19 protein-coding genes are annotated in these 17,889 nt (G+C 64.7%); 12 read left to right on the plus strand and 7 right to left on the minus strand.

From position 1 onward, the window contains the following. Nucleotides 1-22: 22 nt before the first annotated feature. Complete coding sequence (locus NATOC_RS09435; protein WP_086009773.1) at nucleotides 23-1,114, minus strand: glycerol dehydrogenase; 1,092 nt, start codon at nucleotides 1,112-1,114, stop codon at nucleotides 23-25. A gap of 237 nt (nucleotides 1,115-1,351) precedes the next feature. Between NATOC_RS09435 and NATOC_RS09440 the strand changes: the two genes are divergently transcribed. The 3 genes from NATOC_RS09440 (at nucleotide 1,352) to NATOC_RS09450 (ending at nucleotide 4,791) form a co-directional block, all read left to right on the plus strand. Beyond that, nucleotides 1,352-2,686 (plus strand): RNA-guided endonuclease InsQ/TnpB family protein, encoded by a 1,335-nt coding sequence (locus NATOC_RS09440; protein WP_015321206.1) that lies wholly within the window; start codon nucleotides 1,352-1,354, stop codon nucleotides 2,684-2,686. Nucleotides 2,687-2,716: 30 nt separating this feature from the next. Beyond that, nucleotides 2,717-4,357, plus strand: a complete 1,641-nt coding sequence (locus NATOC_RS09445; RefSeq protein ID WP_015321207.1) for a hydroxysqualene dehydroxylase — start codon at nucleotides 2,717-2,719, stop codon at nucleotides 4,355-4,357. A gap of 80 nt (nucleotides 4,358-4,437) precedes the next feature. Then, nucleotides 4,438-4,791: an SHOCT domain-containing protein gene (locus NATOC_RS09450; protein WP_015321208.1), complete on the plus strand. Its 354-nt coding sequence runs from the start codon at nucleotides 4,438-4,440 to the stop codon at nucleotides 4,789-4,791. A 467-nt stretch (nucleotides 4,792-5,258) separates the two neighbouring features. On the opposite strand, the gene NATOC_RS09455 is transcribed toward NATOC_RS09450, so the two are convergent. Beyond that, complete coding sequence (locus tag NATOC_RS09455) at nucleotides 5,259-5,522, minus strand: hypothetical protein (RefSeq protein ID WP_015321209.1); 264 nt, start codon at nucleotides 5,520-5,522, stop codon at nucleotides 5,259-5,261. Between the two features lie 104 nt (nucleotides 5,523-5,626). Continuing rightward, entirely contained in the window at nucleotides 5,627-5,779 is a 153-nt protein-coding gene (locus NATOC_RS21810; RefSeq protein ID WP_015321210.1) for a hypothetical protein, read from the minus strand. Nucleotides 5,780-6,064: 285 nt separating this feature from the next. Here NATOC_RS21810 and NATOC_RS22695 point away from each other — a divergent pair, with 285 nt between their 5' ends. The 9 genes from NATOC_RS22695 (at nucleotide 6,065) to NATOC_RS09495 (ending at nucleotide 14,582) form a co-directional block, all read left to right on the plus strand. After that, nucleotides 6,065-6,199, plus strand: a complete 135-nt coding sequence (locus NATOC_RS22695; protein WP_217255557.1) for a transporter — start codon at nucleotides 6,065-6,067, stop codon at nucleotides 6,197-6,199. Nucleotides 6,200-6,270: 71 nt separating this feature from the next. Further along, on the plus strand, nucleotides 6,271-7,278 hold the full coding sequence (locus NATOC_RS09460) for a phosphatase PAP2 family protein (RefSeq protein ID WP_015321211.1): 1,008 nt from the start codon (nucleotides 6,271-6,273) through the stop codon (nucleotides 7,276-7,278). 63 nt (nucleotides 7,279-7,341) lie between these two features. Beyond that, entirely contained in the window at nucleotides 7,342-7,992 is a 651-nt protein-coding gene (locus tag NATOC_RS09465; RefSeq protein WP_015321212.1) for a helix-turn-helix domain-containing protein, read from the plus strand. A 63-nt stretch (nucleotides 7,993-8,055) separates the two neighbouring features. Further along, complete coding sequence (locus NATOC_RS09470) at nucleotides 8,056-8,433, plus strand: HalOD1 output domain-containing protein (protein WP_015321213.1); 378 nt, start codon at nucleotides 8,056-8,058, stop codon at nucleotides 8,431-8,433. Continuing rightward, on the plus strand, nucleotides 8,426-8,674 hold the full coding sequence (locus NATOC_RS09475) for a hypothetical protein (RefSeq protein WP_015321214.1): 249 nt from the start codon (nucleotides 8,426-8,428) through the stop codon (nucleotides 8,672-8,674). Before NATOC_RS09470 ends, NATOC_RS09475 begins: the two co-directional genes overlap by 8 nt. A gap of 229 nt (nucleotides 8,675-8,903) precedes the next feature. Beyond that, nucleotides 8,904-9,497 carry a universal stress protein gene (locus NATOC_RS09480; RefSeq protein WP_015321215.1) on the plus strand — a complete coding sequence of 198 codons (594 nt, stop codon included), beginning with the start codon at nucleotides 8,904-8,906 and terminating at the stop codon, nucleotides 9,495-9,497. A 206-nt stretch (nucleotides 9,498-9,703) separates the two neighbouring features. Further along, a complete protein-coding gene (locus NATOC_RS09485; protein ID WP_015321216.1) occupies nucleotides 9,704-11,293 on the plus strand; it encodes an HTTM domain-containing protein in 1,590 nt (529 codons plus the stop codon). A gap of 286 nt (nucleotides 11,294-11,579) precedes the next feature. Continuing rightward, complete coding sequence (locus NATOC_RS09490; protein ID WP_015321217.1) at nucleotides 11,580-13,562, plus strand: oxidoreductase; 1,983 nt, start codon at nucleotides 11,580-11,582, stop codon at nucleotides 13,560-13,562. Between the two features lie 96 nt (nucleotides 13,563-13,658). Next, nucleotides 13,659-14,582 (plus strand): CBS domain-containing protein, encoded by a 924-nt coding sequence (locus NATOC_RS09495; RefSeq protein WP_015321218.1) that lies wholly within the window; start codon nucleotides 13,659-13,661, stop codon nucleotides 14,580-14,582. A gap of 76 nt (nucleotides 14,583-14,658) precedes the next feature. Here NATOC_RS09495 and NATOC_RS09500 read toward each other — a convergent pair whose 3' ends face one another. The 4 genes from NATOC_RS09500 to NATOC_RS21820 all read right to left on the minus strand — a co-directional run bounded on the left by NATOC_RS09500 (nucleotide 14,659) and on the right by NATOC_RS21820 (nucleotide 17,855). Beyond that, the gene (locus NATOC_RS09500; RefSeq protein ID WP_015321219.1) at nucleotides 14,659-14,970 is read right to left on the minus strand and encodes a hypothetical protein; all 312 of its coding nucleotides are present in this window, start codon (nucleotides 14,968-14,970) and stop codon (nucleotides 14,659-14,661) included. Further along, the gene (locus NATOC_RS09505) at nucleotides 14,967-15,776 is read right to left on the minus strand and encodes a succinylglutamate desuccinylase/aspartoacylase domain-containing protein (RefSeq protein ID WP_157224607.1); all 810 of its coding nucleotides are present in this window, start codon (nucleotides 15,774-15,776) and stop codon (nucleotides 14,967-14,969) included. The genes NATOC_RS09500 and NATOC_RS09505 overlap by 4 nt, the downstream gene beginning before the upstream one ends. Nucleotides 15,777-16,019: 243 nt before the next feature. Further along, on the minus strand, nucleotides 16,020-16,832 hold the full coding sequence (locus NATOC_RS09510; RefSeq protein WP_015321221.1) for a CPBP family intramembrane glutamic endopeptidase: 813 nt from the start codon (nucleotides 16,830-16,832) through the stop codon (nucleotides 16,020-16,022). Between the two features lie 561 nt (nucleotides 16,833-17,393). Next, nucleotides 17,394-17,855 carry a hypothetical protein gene (locus tag NATOC_RS21820; protein WP_157224609.1) on the minus strand — a complete coding sequence of 154 codons (462 nt, stop codon included), beginning with the start codon at nucleotides 17,853-17,855 and terminating at the stop codon, nucleotides 17,394-17,396. Nucleotides 17,856-17,889: the final 34 nt, after the last annotated feature.

Consider the following 17,889-nt stretch of genomic DNA (forward strand, 5'->3'; position numbering starts at 1 on the left):
ATCCTGCGGGCCACGCGGGAGACTACGAGCGGTGTTGCGAACCGAGGACGTCGGCCGCGACGATCGCGTCGCGGACCTCCGCAGTGTCGACGTCGAAGGCGTTGTGGATCGTCTCCTCCTCGGCAACCGCCGCTCGTGCGACCCGCTCGAGGTCGTCCGTGGCGGGGTCGTCGACCCCGACCTCGGCGAGCGTGACGGGAAGCTCGAGTGCGGTCGAGAACTCGATCACGTCGTCGAGGAACGCGTCGTCCCGTCCCTCGAGGACGAGCTGGGTGACGATCCCGACGTTTACTTTCTCGCCGTGGGTCGCGCCGTGGGTGGCTTCGAGCTGGGTGAGCCCGTTGTGGACCGAGTGGGCGCCCGCGATCCCGCCGTTCTCGAACCCCAGCCCGCTCAGGAGGGTGTTGGCCTCGGTCACCGCCTCGACGCTCTCGGTGACGATCCCCCGCTCGACGGCCTGTACCGCCGAGCGGCCGTGCTCTCGTAGGATGTCGTAACAGAGCCGCGAGAGCGAGTGGGCGGCGCGAGTCGGCCCCTCGCCGAAGAAGTTCTCGCCGTCGGCCCGTCGGACGGCGTCGGCCTCGAACCAGGTCGCCATCGCGTCCGCGATCCCGGACCTGAAGAAGCGAACGGGCGCGCCCGCGATCACCGTCGTATCGACCAGTACCAGATCGGGGTGGTCCGTGTAGAACCAGTAGCGCTCGAACTCGCCGTCCTCGGAGTAGATCACCGAGAGCGCCGACGTCGGCGCGTCCGTCGAGGCGATCGTCGGCACCGAGACCATCGCCCCGCCCACGTTCTCCCGGACCGCCTTGGCCGTATCGAGGGCTTTCCCGCCGCCGGCGCCGACGATCGCGTCAGTGCCGGCCTCGCGGGCGACCTCGGTGAGGCGGTCGATCTCGGTCTCGGAGGACTCGCCGCCGAACTCCTCGAGAGTCGGTTCGACGCCGGCGTCCTCGAGGCTCGCCTCGGCACGGTCGCCGACGATCTCGAGGACGTCCGCGTCGGCGAGCACCAGCGCCGACGCCGCTGTGGACGCGAGTCGGTCGCCGAGCTGATCGAGGGCGTCGCGGCCCTGTACGTACGCCGCTGGAGATTTGAACGATCGAGTCACGTGGACTCCTCCCATCGCGAAGGGATAAATAGGGATTTCTCGGGAACTGATGCGTTCGTCGGGTGCTGACACCGCTGTTAGGCCCGCCCATTAGCTGTAATCGAGGGCGCTAAGCCCCCGTTCTCAAGGAGCGAGCAATCCGAGGGCGTAGGGCGGGGATACAGCGCCCGCACGAGTATCAACCACCCTCAACCTACATGTTTAACAAACCACAGAACGAAGATAGCGTACACGCGCATGGAGTACAGCCCACGTTTCAGGCTCTTGCCAACAACGAAACAGCGAGAGCTACTGGGCTGGCAGCGGAACACCGTGCGCCAAGTCTACAACCACGCACTCTACCGTCTCGACCAGTTACCCAAAGACCCAGACCAAACAGTCCGCCAACGCGTCTGGAAAGTCCGCGACGAACTCCCCGACTGGAAAATCAAGTGGGATGAGTGGGCCGACGTGTACTCCACCGTACTGCAAGCCGCCGTCGAACGCATCTACCACAGTATCACTGGCCTCGCCCAGAAACGCGATAACGGGCACAAAATCGGGAACTTGAACTGGAAGAAACCGAGAGAGTTCCAGAGTTTCACGTATCGCCAACGGGGCTTCGAACTCGACAAAAAGAGTGGTCCTGACGGCCGTGGACTCGTAACACTCAAGAAAGTACGTGGCGAGACGCTCGAAATCCCTATTCGACTCCACCGTAACATCGACCCGAACGACATCAAACACGTCACCGTCAAGCAAGAGGCAACGGGCGCGTGGTACGCCTCGTTCAGCGTCGAACGCGACGAACCAGAGAAACCAGATCCCGAAGACATCGACCCAGAAGACACAGTAGGCCTCGACCTCGGCGTCCTCAACTTCATCCACGATTCGGACGGGCGGTCAATCAACCGCCTCGACCTGTCCGACGACCGCGACCGGCTCGAACGCGAGCAACGCTCGCTCTCCCGGAAAGAGTACGAGTCGAACAACTGGTACAAACAACGCCAGCGAGTTGCCGAGGTCCACATGGACATGCGGAACAAGAAACGCGATTACAAGCACAAGCTCGCCCATGCATACACGACCGAGTACGACGCCGTGTTCGTCGAGGATTTGGACGTGAAGTCGATGCTGGAAGGTGATGGTAACGCCCGAAACAAGCACGAGGTCGGCTGGCGCGAGTTCATTCGCATCCTCAAGCATCACGGGCGGAAACACGGCTGTCACGTGGTGGAGGTCAAGCCTGAGGGGACGACGAAAGAGTGTGCCTCGTGTGGGGTGGAGACGGCGAAACCGGTGTGGGTACGCGAGCATTCGTGTCCAGCGTGTGGGTTCGAGTTGGACAGGGATTTCAATGCGTCGCTGAACGTTCTTTCTCGCGGTCTTGCCGAACTAGGAGTGGGTCACTCCGAAGGAACGTCCTCAGAATCGCCTTGCGATTCTGCTGTGCGGACGAGAGCCCCGCTCTCGTCAACGCCTGTGGAGACTGCGACCGCTGTGGATACGGTTTCCGTATCTGCAAGTCGCGTCGTCGAATCAGGAAGCCCCGCCCTCAAGGAGTCGCCGAAGGCGGCGAGTAGGGCGGGGTAGTTCACGTACGTCGCCGACCTAGGCGTCACGATGACCGACGTTGCCGTGATCGGCGGCGGAATCGGTGGCCTCACCGCGGCCCAGGAGCTTGCCGAGCGCGGGTTCGACGTGACCGTCTACGAGGCAAACGACCGGTTCGGCGGGAAGGCCCGTTCGATGCCGATCGACGATCCGAACGGACTGCACGGCGAGCACGGGTTCCGGTTCTTCCCGGCGTTCTACCGCCACGTGATCGATACGATGGAGCGGCTCCCCGACGGAACGGGCAGCGTTGCCGACAACCTCGTCGAGACCGAGGCGACGCTGATCGCGAGCACCCACCGGCCGGATCAGGTCGCGGAGACGCGGAGTCCGGACTCGCTGCGGGGCTGGCTCGAGGCGCTCCGGCCGGCGTTCGCCGAGGACCTGCCGCCCGAGGACGTCCGGTTCCTGCTCGAGCGGCTGGCGTACCTGTTGACCGCCTGCGAGCAGCGCCGCGAGGAGCTCGACGACGTCTCCTGGTGGGAGTTCATCGACGCCGAGAACCGATCGCGGGCGTTCCAGGATCGGCTCGCCTTCGCCACCCAGTCGCTGGTCGCGCTCCGGCCGGAGGTCGGCAGCGCCAGGACGATCGGGACGATTTACATGCAGTTGCTGTTCGGCCAGCTCGATCCGACCAGGCCGACCGAGCGGATCCTGAACGGGCCGACCAGCGAGGCCTGGATCGACCCCTGGGTCGAGTACCTCGAGGAACTCGGCGTCGAGCTCCACCCGGGGACGTCAGCCCGCGGACTCACCTTCGACGGACGGCGAATCGCGAGCCTTGAGCTGACCGACGGGAGTCGGGTTCGAAGCGACGAGTACGTCCTCGCGGTCCCCGTCGAGGTCGCTCCCGAGTTCGTCACGCCGGGAATGGCTCGCGTGGCACCCGAGCTCGGGCGGATCGAGCGCCTCGAGACGGCCTGGATGAACGGCATCCAGTTCTACCTCCGCGAGGACGTCGAGCTGACTCGCGGCCATCAGGTGTACGCCGACGCTCCCTGGGCGCTGACGTCGATCTCCCAGCGGCAGTTCTGGACGGGGTACGACCTCGACGAGCGCGGGCCCGACGAGGTCGCGGGCGTCCTCTCGGTGATCGCGTCGGACTGGGAGACCCCGGGAATCGTCTACAACAAGCCTGCGAGGCGGTGTTCCCGCGAGGAGATCGTCACGGAGATCTGGGAACAGCTCAAACGACACCTCGACGGCCCCGAGGCGCGGCTCGGCGACGACCTGCTGGTCGACTGGTTCCTCGATCCCGCGCTCGTCGAAGTCGGCGGTGGGTCGGAGACTCGCAGTGAGGGCGTCGAGAACCGCTCGCCGCTGTTGATCAACACGGTCGGCGCACTGCGGAACCGTCCCCCGGCCGACGTCGGGGTCGAGAATCTGACGCTCGCGAGCGACTACGTCCGGACCAACAGCGACCTGGCCTCGATGGAGTCGGCCAACGAGGCCGGTCGCCGGGCGGCCAACGCCGTCTGTCGGCGTCACGGCGTCGGTGACACGGCGCGGATCTGGAAGCTCGAGGAACCCGCCGCGCTCGAGCCGTTCAAGCGCCAGGATCGGATCCGATACCGGCTCGGACTGCCACATCCAGCTGCAGTCACCCAGTCACTGCGGACCGTCGTCGATCGGGTCGGGATCCGGCGCTGATCGGCGGGTTTCGGGCGTCCGTTCCCGGTTTCGGGAACCGCCCCCGCAGTACTTTGTCGCCTCTCGACGTTCGTCCTCGTATGGCGACCGACGACACGCTCATCAGAACGGTACTGCTGCTCGTCGCCGTCCTCTTGCTCCTGCCGATCCTGCTGATGGGGCTGGCCTGGCCGCTGATGGGGATGTGGGGTGGAGAACACATGTGGGGCTGGAGCGGATCGACCGGTGTCGGGGGCGCGATGATCGTCATGTGGCTCGTTCCGCTGGCGGTGCTCCTCGGACTGGGGTATCTGCTGTATAGAGGGCTGGTCGCGTCCTCGAGCGGACACTCCGACCGGGCACTCGAGGAGCTGCGGGTGGCTTACGCTCGCGGCGAACTCTCGGACGAGGAGTTCGAGCAGCGCCGGGAACGGCTTCGACGCGACGAACGGTGAGGTTCGTCCTCCCGGGTCTACAGAGATACAGCGAGAGTGCCTCGGGGCTTGACCCCGAGGGAGAATCGCGTAAGCTATATGACGCATCCCACCGTATTGACGAGAACAGTTGCGACGTGGATTAAAGACCGTAATCCGAAGCAACTGCGCGCAGTTGCGAGGAATGCGACACCTCTCAAAACCCGCGTCCTTGACGTGGTGAGACGGGTGTTGTCGGGTCGTGGTGGAGCGACCGACCCCCACGGACGCACCGAGCGTTCGGGTGTTAATTCCAACCGACCCATTTCGGGAAGGTCGAGGGGAATTAAATTCGCCTGCGCCCACCCGTCCGTTTCTGGACGGCATGGGCAAAACGGTGAAGCCTCGGGGCTTGTCCCCGAGGTACTTCACGGTCCTGTTCGGCACGGACTCTCGGTCGAACGCGATCGGGACGTCGGTCAGGGTGTGAGGACAAAACGGACTGGTCGCTACTCGGGCGGCGAGGTCACGCGAAGCTCGGTGTCGACCTCGTACAGATAGCCGCGCTCGAGCAGCCGCGCGAGTGCGTGGTCGGCGTCAGCGCGTTCGAGCGCCAGTTCCTCGTCGGTACACAGGATCCGCATCGCTCGCTCGCGGGCGATCGCGGGCGCCCCCTCGTCGTCGGCCGACTCGGTGATTCGTGCCGAAAGGACGCCGTATGCGTCCATGATCCAGTCCGGAAGCGGGGGGCGCGGATCGTGGGTCAGGGACATCTATCAGCTCACTCGTATCTATTCGTTTTGAGGTAGTATCAGTTAACTGTACTGCCCAGTGACACCAGCGGAAAACGGTCCCGCAATCGTCTCACGGACACCGTCTACGGCTGCTTGGAGTCGATCTCGGTGTCCTCGTGCTCGCTCTCGCCGTGATCCGCCAGCGCTTGCTGTGAGTCGAACGTCTCGTCACAGACCGGGCAGGCGAACGGATCGGATTCGTCGACGTTCTCCTCGTCGCGCGGGTCCATTGGCATGGTACACCAACACAGTACAAACCCTATTAATTGTGGGGGTTGCAGACGATGGGGGACCGAGGACGTGCGCCGAAATTCGACTCCGGGAACGGATTTCGGGTCGGCGATCCGGTGAGAGAGGGTACTCATTGCGCGGATTGCAGTATAGTACACGTGTGACTGGAAGGGACGGTCGTTCGGTCCCGACTTGACCGACTCGCTCGGGACGTGTCGTCCCGCTTCGGACCGCCGTCCGTCGGACCGTGCGCGCAGCGAACTTTTCCGTGCAGCCGGGCTACGGAGAGCGTGACTCGACTCTCCACTCTCGTCATCCTCGTGGGACTCGCGAGGGTCGTTCCGCTGCCGCCGCCGCTCGGCATCGTCCTCGGAGCCGTCCTGACGGCCGTCGGTGTCGGACTCAGGCAGTTCACGGAGAACTGACGTCTCCGGCGGAGCGGTCGGACCGTTCCGGCCGCAAAGCCAAGTAGCTCGTTCCCGAATTGTGCCGTAGAATGAGCGAGGGGCGAGACCTGCCCACGTTCTTCTTCGATCCCGAAGTGAACAGGGCGATCAACGAGGCGTTGCCCCAGGTCGTCGTCGAGTTCTTCGGGGTCGTCACCACCCTCGGCGACGGCGCGACGCTGGTCGCCGTGGCGGCCCTCTTGTACTGGTTCGGCGCCGCCGAAGACCGCCACGACCGGGCGATGGTGCTCGCCATCGCGGTCGCAACCCTCGCACTCGTCGCTGGTCTCAAGGGCATTCTCGAGGTCCAGCGACCGCTGTACGCCGCCGAGCCGCCCCTGGCTTTCGCCCCGGAGCAGTATCCGGGCTGGAGCACGCCGAGTGCCCACGCGATGGGCGCCGCGTCGGTCTACGGCGCGCTGGCCGCCGTGATGAACGTCGGGAAACGCTGGCAGCGGTACGCGGTCGCGGGCGCGCTCATCGTCGCGGTCCCGTTCTCCCGGGTCGTTCTCGGGGTTCACTACGTCGGTGACGTCGTCCTCGGAGCCGCGCTGGGGCTCGGCCTCGTCGCCGTCGCGCTCCGGATCACGAGCCGTTCGGTCACACCGATGTTCGCGCTCTCGCTCACGATCGCGGTCGGGGCCTTCCTGCTTGGCTCCGAGGAGTACACCACGATGGCGATCGGAGCGTCGCTTGGCGGGCTCGTGACGTGGCCCGTCCTCGAGAGCCGGAACGCCGAGCCGCTGGGCGCCTCGCTGCTCCTGCTGGGGCTGATCGTCCTCCCGCTGCTGGCGGTCGTCAGGCTGCTCGATCTGTTGATCGCCGTCGAGGGCGGGTTCGTGATCGCCGGCACGGTGACGGTGAGTCTGCTGGCGCTCCTCGAGACGATCGGGTTCGCGGTCGCCTTCGGCGGCGCGATCGCGGCGCCGTACGTTGCGGTCCGGTTCGACGACACGAGGACGGTCCGGCGGCTCCAGGCCGCGCTCCCGTTCAGCGGTCGGACCGTCGAAGCGGCCGCCACCCGCGAACGCCCGCCAGAGAACGGCGGGAACGGCTGAGAGTCGCCTTCGATCCGATCGACGGCTGCGGCAGATCTTTGCGTCCTCGCGACGAGTTCCGGTATGGCGATCGAGGCCTCGTTTACCGCGACGGAAGGGGAGTTCCCGCTGGCAGAAGTGTTCTCGAAGTTCCCCGCCGCACAGATCGAGCTCGATCGTGTGGTTCCGACGAACGGCGTGTTGATCCCGTACTTCTGGCTCAAACGAGACGACTCCGCGGAGATCTCCCTGGAGGGGGTCGACCACCCCGGGATCGACGACCTGCGGATCGTCGACGACGTCGACGGCGAGGTCTTCGTCCGCATCGACTGGGATTTCGAGTACGAGAGCGTGCTGACCGCGATCCTCGAGACCGACGTCGCGCTCGTCTCGGCGGTCGGCCGGGAGGGCAAGTGGACCTTCGAGGTCCGGGCCGAGCAACAGGAGGCGATCTCCGCGTTCCAGTCCTACTGTACGGACCACGAGATCCCGATCGAACTCACGCAGCTGCACGCGCTCTCGCCGCTTCAGTCGGGCCAGGAGTACGATCTCACCGAGGCCCAGCGGGAAGCGCTGACGCTTGCCTACGTCCGCGGGTTCTACGACTCGCCCCGGAAAGTCAGTCAGGCGGAGGTCGCCGACGAGCTCGATATCTCCCGGCAGGCGCTGGCCTCCCGCCTGCAGCGAGGCACCAGACGCCTGATCGCGAGTACGCTGATCGACCCCTCCGAGTAGACTTATAAAAGAGTTACGTACGTAAAAGTCAGTCTCACGTGCCGGCCGTTCTATACTCCAGACGTGATCCAGCGTAACGGACCTACGACAGCGTCGGCTCCCGGCGATACGCACCACGGATCCGAGGGGGGAGCGCTCGACGTCCTGACGTCGACGATCGCGGTCGATCGTCGCGAGGACGCGTACGAACTCGAGTACGATCCGGCTACGGACGCGCCAAGTCAGGCGGTCGTCGCCGCCGTCGGGGCGGTTACCGAGACTGATCCGATCGAGCTCGAGCCGCTGCACGCAGCCGTCGATGGGGACGCGCTCGACGCGCTGTTTCAGCCACCCACCGGGACCGATCGTCGGGTTGACTTTCGGTACAACGGACACGAGATCGTCCTCGAGACTCCGGGAACTGTGACGGTAACCGAGACGACGGCCGAGGCCGATGGGTGAGGACGACGAACTGCCAACCACCGGCGCCGACCGCGTGATCGAACGTGGTGACGAGTACAACCACCAGCGATACGGCACGGTCGAGGTGACGGGGATCTGGAAGGGCGTCGACGGCGTGGACACGACTCGCGAGGCCAAGGAGAAAGACGTCTACATCGTCCGTTACGCGGCCGACGAGGAGGGCGAGCGCGTCGACGAGCTCACCGATACGCTCGACGAGTTTCTGGACGCGATCGAGTGAGGGTTTTCGTGCCGATTCGGGGCGAGATGTTCACTCCGACCACCGGGTCACGGTCGAGTGCGATCGGCGCTCTCGGCGAGTAATCACCGGTTAGCTGGGCTGAGGTCGGTCACGAAACGGGGGTCGGTAGCGACGGTAGAAGATCCTGGAACGCTCGTTTCCTCCCCTCCAGAGTGCTCGTTCCCACGGCGGTGCTAGGGCTATTTGGCTCGGGACCGAAGGGAGTCGTATGAGCCCAGACACGATCCTGGTGACCGTCGGCGAGGAGGATCGGGATCGAACCGACGAGATCGCCAGCGCCGTGATCGACGTCGCAGCGCCGGCGGATGCGACGGTCGTGGTCGTACACGTCCTCACCGAGGAGACGTACCAGCAAGCGGTTTCACAGAGCGAACCGGTAAGCGACGACGACTCCCTCGAGTGGGTGAAACGGTGGTCGAGGACGGAGCCGGCGATCCAGCCGGGGATCGAGGGCGACGTTCCCGAGTGGGTCCGAGAGTGGTCCGAGAGCGGCGGCCCGAAGGACGCGACCGACCCGCCGTCCTCGGAGGGGATCGAAACGATTCTGGAACGAAAGGCGCTGATTCGAGAGCTCGTGGCGGCCTTCGAGGCGGCCGGCGTCGACTACGAGATCCGCGGTGACGTCGGCGATCCGACCGACCGCGTCCTCGCCGCGGTCGAGGACGTCGACCCTGACTTCGTCGTGGTCGGCGGCCGCGATCGCTCTCCCGCCCGGCAGGCGCTGTTCGGAAGCGTCTCCCAGGAGATCCTGCGATCGGTGGACCGTCCCGTGATCTCGGTTCGGGAGTCCGGTCGGTCGTAGCGGTGGTCACGGCCCCCGTGTGCTTCTCGGCTCGGCTGTCGAACGGTTCGGTGACGAGGGCAACAGGCCCGGAGAGCCGGTAGACTGCGGGCCCCGATCGCCGTCCTCGAGGGAGTGACTCGACGTCGAGACGGACGATCAGACAGTTACGGTGAGCGAACGTATATGGTACGTACCGTTGTACGTGAGACTGTTCCGTACCGGACATGCACCCGCTCCGTACGATCTCGACGCGCGCTCGAGATCACCTGCGCGAGGCCACGTACGTCGACCCAGGGGCGATTCGTATCGATACGCGGGCGCTCGCCGCGTTTCGCATCGCCGCCGGATTGCTCATCATCGCGGACGTCCTGCTTCGCTCCCGGAACTTCTCGTTCTTCTATACGGAGGGAGGCGTCGTCCCCCAATCCCTCGCCAGGGAGATGACGGCGGACAACGCGGTCTCGGTCTACTACCTCACGACGGATCCGACCGTGATCGCGGCGGTGTTCGTCCTGACGATACTGGTCGCAGTACAGCTGATCGTCGGCTACAAAACGAGGATCGCGGTCGTTCTCTCCTTTCTCCTGGTCGTCTCCCTGGACCACCACAACCCCCTGGTCCTCAGCTTCGCGGATACCCTGTTTCGAATGTTGCTGTTCTGGGCGATCTTCCTGCCGCTGGGCGAACGCTGGTCGGTCGACGCCCTTCAGGCCGATGCGCCGCCGAGGACCGGAATCACGAGCCTCGCGTCCGCGGCGATCCTGGCCCAGATCGTCTACATGTACGTCCTCAACGGCTACCACAAGCGCGAATCCGAGCTGTGGACCGGCGGAGAGGCGACCCCGCTCATCATGGGGCTGGACAACACGACGTTCCTCCTCGGCGATCTCATGCGGAGCGTCCCGACGCTCCTGCAGTACGGCGGACTAACCTGGTACTACATGCTGCTTTTCGCCTGGCTCCTCGTGTTCCTTCGTGGGCACGCACGCACGCTCTTCGTCGCCATGTTCATCGGGGGCCACGCCTCGTTCGCGATCACGGTCCGGATCGGCGCGTTCCCGTACGTCGCGATCGCCGGTCTCCTCCTGTTCCTGCAGGCGCCGGTCTGGGACAGACTGGAGGACCTCGTTCGCTCCGCACCTCTCGATCGGTCTCGCCTCGTCCCCTCACGTACCGAACTCGAACGAGTCGGCGCCCGGCTCCCCCAAGCTGGGCTCGACTCGGCGGTCCTTGGGCGTGTCAAAACGACCGTCTACACCGTCGTGCTGGTCCTTGCGGTGGTTTCGCTCCTCGTCGTCCCGACACTGTCGTACCTGCCCGTCGCCCAGTTCGTCGACGAGGAGGACGGGCCGAAGGACCGCATCGACGACAGGGCCGACGCGATCCGGGTCTCCCAGCCCGACTGGACCGTCTTCGCACCGCATCCACGAACCGTCGACCGATACTACGTCTTCCCGGCCGAAACCGAGAACGGAAACACGGTCGACGCGTACAGCGAGCGCCCGGTGACCTACGAGCGACCCCACGACGAGCTCCAGAAACAGTTTGGCACCTACCGAGAACGCTTCTACATGAACAGCGTCAGGCGTGGCGGTCCCGACGATGTCGTGTCCGAAACCCTCGCAGAGCACCTCTGTGAGACGTGGGCGGACGACCACGGCGAGGACCTCGCTCGCATCAACATGTACTACGTCGTCGAGGACGTCACCCTCGAGACGATCGACGAGCCGGCGGATCGGGACCGAGAGATACGACCGATCTACGCCCACGGCTGCGGTGACAACGAACCGAGAGAGATCGCCCCGCCCGAGTAACGACCGTTCTTGGAATCGAGTTGCACCGTCGGTGAGACCCCGCATGAGCTGCGAGCGTCCCGTTCGTGTTCCCAGGGTCGATTCCCTCGAGCGGACGAAGCGATACCCAGGGACGGATCCAGCCGAGGATCGACTGACGATAGTCACGGAGATGGCGAGAACGGACCAGGGTGTGGTGGAGTGGAGTATCTACCGCCGATTATTCGAGTAGTGGAATACTGCGAGAGTTTATAATTGAAGCGGTGAACAGTAGCTCACCGCGCGCTCTCTTCGGTCACTATCACCAATGAGCTCCAAATTTCCACACCTGTTCGACGGTGAACGCATCGGTCCTATCGAACTCCGAAACCGCCTCGTCATGGCGCCGATGGGGACGAACTACGCCACCGCCTCCGGAGAAGTCACCGACCGACTGCTCGACTACTACGCGGAACGCGCAGCCGGCGGGACCGGGCTCGTCACCGTCGGTACTGCCGCCGTCGAGTACCCGCGAGGACGCGCGATCGTCAACCAGCTTTCGATCGCCGACGACGGTCGCGTCCCGGGACTCTCGAAGCTCGCCCGGCGTATCAAACAACACGGGGCGAGTGCGTTCGTACAGCTCCACCACGCCGGCGGCGGGACGACGGTGAAAAAAACCGGCGGACCCCGACCGGTAGTCTGTTCGAGCGTCGAGAACGCGTACAACGCCCGGGATCCCCAGGTCCTCGAGACCGACGCAGTCGAATCGATAGTGGAACGCTTCGTCAACGCCGCGAAACGCGCACGGAAGGCCGGGTTCGACGGCGTGGAACTACACGGTTCACACGGCTACCTCATCCAGGAGTTCATGTCCCCGCGGAACAACCAGCGGGACGATCGGTACGGCGGCGATTTCGAAGCCCGCATGCGGTTTCCGACGGAGATCGTCGAGGGGGTTCGGGACGCGGTCGGCGACGACCTCGCGCTGTCGTTCCGGCTGAGCGCCGACGAGTTCGTCGACGACGGCTACGGCCTCGAGGACGCCACACGGATGGCCGAACTGCTCGCCGCGGCCGGCGTCGACGTCCTCAGCGTCACGGTTGGCGCCTACGGCGTGCCGACCCGCGTCCTCGAGCCGATGAGCTTCGAGGAGGCCTGGCGGTCGCAGTACGCCGCAGCGATCGGCGAGGCCGTCGACGTCCCGACCATCACCGTCGGTGTGATTCGCCAGCCGGAGACGGCCGAGGCGGTGCTCGCCGACGGCGACGCCGACTTCGTCGCCGTTGGCCGGGGTCACATCGCGGACCCACACTTCGCGCGCAAGGCCCGAGAGGGGCGCGTGGAAGAAATCAACCGGTGTATCGGCTGCAACATCGGCTGTATCGGCGAGGGAATCTTCACCGACAGGGAGCTGGGCTGTACGGTCAATCCGACCGTGGGCCGCGAGCGGGAGTTCGCCACCCTCGAACCCGCACCGGAGCGCCAGCGGGTGCTCGTCGTCGGCGCCGGCCCGGCGGGGATTCAGGCGGCCATCCGAAGCGCCGACCGGGGTCACGACGTCACGCTGTACGACGCGGCCGAGGACGTGGGTGGCCAGCTCCACCTCGCGGCCGCCCCGCCCGGAAAAGGGAAAAACGGGTGGTATCTCGACTATCTGGAACACCAGCTCGATCGCCGTCAGGTCGACGTCCGGCTCGGAGAGCGCGTCGATCGAGCGACGGTGGAGGCGGTCGACCCCGACGCCGTCGTCGTGGCGACCGGAGCCAGTCCTCGCGGCATCAGCGTTCCGGGAGCCGACGGCTCCCACGTCGTCCAGTCGTGGGACGTCGTCGACGGCTCCGTTTCGGTCGCTGACGAGTCAGTGGTCGTCGTCGGTGGCGGCGACGTGGGCTGTGATACAGCCAGGTTCCTGGCCGATCGGGGCTGTGAAGTCACCGTGGTCGAGCAGACCGATCGGATCGCGCCGGACAAAGAACGGATCAGTCGCATCGACGTGCTCCAGACTCTCGAGTCGAACGACGACGTCGCACTCGTCACGGGAGAGACGGTGCTCTCTATCGAGGCAGAGATCGTGACCACCGTTCGTTCCGACGGCTCGGAGGCCACCTACGAGGCCGACCGCGTGGTGCTTGCGGTAGGACACGAGCCCAACGACGGCCTCGCCGACGAACTCGAGGAGTACCCTGCGCCGATCTACGTCGTCGGCGACGCTCGGGAGTCCCGGGACGTCTATCGCGCGACCCTCGACGGCACCGAGGCCGGCATCTCGGTCGGCGATCCGTACCGAACCTTCAGCCCGCGGCCGTAGCCCAAGCGATCGAGTCACGTGGGCCCGGCTCCCGATTTCAGGATACTGGAACCCGGCCCAGCATACTATGATCGACGCCAGCCTACGTCTCTGTCCATGTCGTATCCGATCCGCGTCGTAGACGTCATGAGCACGCCGGTGGTCACGGCTGCACCGAACGAGACGGTTGCCGATGCCGCGGGGACCTTCCTCGCGGCGGATATCAACTCGGTCGTGGTCGTCGAGGACGACGAGGTCGTCGGCATCGCCACCGGAACGGATCTCATCCGGGCGCTCGACCGGAGCGAGTCCCCGCGCGAAAAGCTACTGGCGGACGTCATGTCCGCGCCGGTCGCGACGACCGATCCGGCTGCCGAACTCAAAGACGCCCTCGAGACCATGCACGACCACGGGGTAGCGCGGCTGGTCGTCGTCGAGGACGGCCGTCTCGTCGGCCTGGTGAGCACCGACGACGTGATCCGGTACGCGCCGCAGGTCTTTCATCGTCGGACGCTCGCCACCGACTCCGAGTCGACGCCCCAGTATCGCGCCAGACAGGAGACCGAGTACGAACACGCCGACTGGACGTTCGAGTGTTCGACGGTCTCCGCCGACGGACTGAGCGTCGGCGACCGGGCGGAGTTCTCGAAGCATCTCTCCGAGGCGGACGTGCGGTCGTTCGCGACGGCGTCGGGCGACACCAACCGCCTCCACCTCGACGAGCGCTACGCGGGCGAGACGCGATTCGGCCGGCGAATCGCCCACGGAACCCTCGTGAGCGGGCTCATCAGCGCCGCCCTCGCCAGGCTCCCGGGAGTCACCATCTACGTCTCCCAGGATCTGGCGTTCCTGGGGCCGGTCGACCTCGGCGAGCGCGTCACAGCGGTCTGTGAGATCGTCGGCGAGATCGGCGATCGGAAGTTCGAACTGACGACCGACGTCCTCGATTCGGACGGCGAACGAGTCATCGAGGGGGAAGCGACGGTGCTCGTCGATGACTCGCCCGAGACGGCGACTGTCGAGGTCGAAACGATCGCGTGAGCGATCGGTGTCAGCAGCGAGTGGCGCGCAGTTCGAGGCGCCCCCGAGGACGACGCGAGTTCGGAAACGGCCGCCCTCAGAACGCGAATACGGACTCTCCTGTGTTCCGGAACGCACGGATCCCGTAGTAGAGTCCGCCGACGACCGACGCGATCCCGTAACAGACGACGGTGAAGGGAACCCAGTAAACCCAGAGGGAGTACTGGGGAAACACCTCGCTTCCGACGACGGTCATCGCGAGCAAGAGTGTGTATCCCGGTGCCGCAAGCGGCGTCATCAGCCGGGTGTCGAGAACGCCGACGGCCAGGGGAACGAACAGCAGGCAGAAGGTGACGACCGTTGCCGGTCCGAACAGAACCTGAACCGCGAGCTCGCGATACTCGTTCATGCGATCCGCTCGAGGCCGTAGCGCTCCAGTAGTCGTTCGGTGATCGCTTCCGTCCAGCGCACCTGCGTCGCCGGGTCGAGCATGAAGTCCGTGAGTTCGACGAGGAAGCCAGGGCGATCGAGGTCGCCGCCGACCTTGTGGATCAACAACGGGTTCGAGCCGGTCAGCGTGTTCCCCATCGTGAATCGGTGGGGGAGCATGAACCGTGGGACGTGTTCGTCGTTCATCTGCTCGATTACAGCTCTGGCGTCGGCGGGGGCGTCGCCCGCTCCAGTCGGAAAGATCGCCTGCCCGACCCACTGGCCGTGGGTGTCGTAAATCCCCCGAGAGCGATGCAGGTCGAGGACGACGTCCGGGTCGTAGCGCTCGACCGCCGCCCACAGCGCCCGTGCGAGTTCGGTCGTCGGCTCCTCTCCGGCGGGGAACTTTCGATTCAGGTCACCCTCCGGGCCGTCGCGGGTGTTTCGCTCGACGGCGACGATCTCGGCCCAGGGAATCACGACCAGCGTTCCACGCTCGACACCCCAGCCGATGATCTCCTCTGCAGCCCGGTACCCGTTCGTCTCGCCGCCGTGGATCCCGCCGAAGACGATCGCCGTCGGGCCCGACTCCGGGGCCTCGAGTTCGAACAGCGGCGTCTCGCGGTCGGTTCCCTCCATGATCGGACGAGTCTCGAGGTCCATCGACGAATGCGGGGAGGCCGGCTCGCCCGGTCCCGCTGGCTCACCTCTCGACCGGAGGACGCTTGCGCCCGCGACCAGGCCGACGGTCGCAGCCCCGGCTCCGAGCACCGTCCGTCTGTTCACACTGTGTCCGTTCTCGAGCGCGTGAAGATAAATGATGTGCCGCCGGGAACCGATATCGAAGCGCAGCAGGCCCGCGGATCGATGGCTCCAGTGTTCGGCTCCCCAGACCGTTGATATAGACGTCCTATCGGGACGATCGGCGACGGGCGTGACCGCCCGATCGAACCGTGACGGACCCGGCCGGCCTTCGGATTCTACTTCGGTCGCGGACGCAGTCGTCTCACGTCGGTGGCGGCGTCACTGTCAGGTCACCACGATCAGGACGGTGGAGACGGCGACGAGAGCGACGTGGAACGCGGCGTGTGCGATCATCGCGGTCTCGAGCGAGCGGCGCCAGAACAGCCAGCCGAGGACGACCCCGACGATCGCGTTCAGCAGGACGGTGCGGACGATCAGCGGGGTCGTGAGTCCGATCGTCGAGGCGAGCGCGGGCAGGTGACCGATACCAAACACGACGGAACTCACCGCGATGGCGGCCCACACGATCGTCCCGGACGGTGCCTCGGTCGCGGTACCGGCCCTGTTTCGCCCCCACCAGAGGACGTACACGAGCGGTGCCATGAGTCCCCAGCGGAGGAGAAGTTCCTCCGTGATACCGCCGTAGAACAGTCGCATCGGAATCGACGCGACGAGATCGCGCAGTGCGTCTGCATCCGTCGGGGGTTCGTCGACGGGAAGCTGCGTGAACTGTGCGAACGCGGCGTCGAGGACGGCGACGACGACGAACAGGCCCGCCCCCAGCGCCGCCGCGAGCGGAAGCGAGTCGCGTATCTCGCCCCAGTCCGGCGTCCCGCCGGCTGCCCACGCGAACACGTGAGAGTCGAGATCGAGACGCGGGGCCGTAACCGTGCCGAGGACGACGGCCACCGCCAACAGAAGCGTCGAGTTCACCGACGCGAGCACCACTAGCGTCGGAGTCGAGACCGTCGACAGTTCGGGGAGTTCCCGCAGCATCGGGACGGAGTAAACGGCCAGGGCGATCACGCCGAGCATTCCGAGTGCGAACAGCGCGATCGCACCGCGAGCGGAGGAGTTCCAGTTCCGGATAGCAGTCATTGTTGAGCAACCGACTACACCCGCCAAAAAGATGCTGATGATACCGGCTTCAGTACCTGTCTACGCTCTTTTCTGTATCATAGGATCGCATAGTGCGCGATAGGATGCTGGTCTACTAACCCCGGTCTCTTCGAGCTGGGAGTCCTCGGCACTCATCGGCGGTAAGACTAAGGATGTTGTCATGACCATGGTGGTCGGACACAAATGTACTCAGTACTGGCTCCTGTGAACAGGTAATTTCAGATGGTGGCCAACATACTGTAGGGATCCACCGCTGATAGAGATTGGATTTGAACATATATTTGCTATCCAGGTTGTTTATCGTATGTTTGAGGGTGTGGGATGGGTGAGAAAAGTTGCCAACCGTGGTAGCGAGGTGATCGACGCAACTCCTGGTGCAGTAAACGAGGAGACAGTGGCAGTGCTTCTCGTCCGTCAAATCAGAGGTTCCCATCTGGTAACGATCATGATCCGTCAGACCCCTACTGACAGGAAATACGGTTTTTGAGCGGGATACGAATTGATTTTTGAAAATGTTATAGGGAGGTTCAGTGTGCTCGTTTATTGAACCTCAAGATAGGCTTCAGCTACATCGTGCTGTGTCCATGCGAAGACATGGTGTCTATCGAGGGTGCTGTCAAGATCGTTTGTATGAAGGCGCCACTCAAATGGACGGCATGCCCGGATCGTCATGTCTTCTCTGCGGTACCTCTCGTCCACTCCGTCTATTCCTATCGTGATATCAGCCTCTGGATTCGATCCAAACACGAAATCTCCCCAACTACCACTGGTGTCTTTGCAGACCTCTGCCGTAATAGTGAACCAGTTTCCTTCTACGACTGGATTTGGGTTGATTATGAGATCGACACTCGTCTCCTGCGCTTGTGCTGTTCCTGTGGCACCAGCTGTGAGAGCTACCGCCCCAGTGGCTGTTTTCAGGACCTTGCGTCTGGAGCCGGTTATTAGATCGTCCTTGTACTGTTCTTGATCAAACCGCTGGTGGTCGTTCTGGCCTTTCTCCATGGACCTCGTCCCCCAATATAATGCTAACACTTAG

Source organism: Natronococcus occultus SP4 (assembly GCF_000328685.1).
Taxonomy (GTDB): Archaea; Halobacteriota; Halobacteria; order Halobacteriales; family Natrialbaceae; genus Natronococcus; species Natronococcus occultus.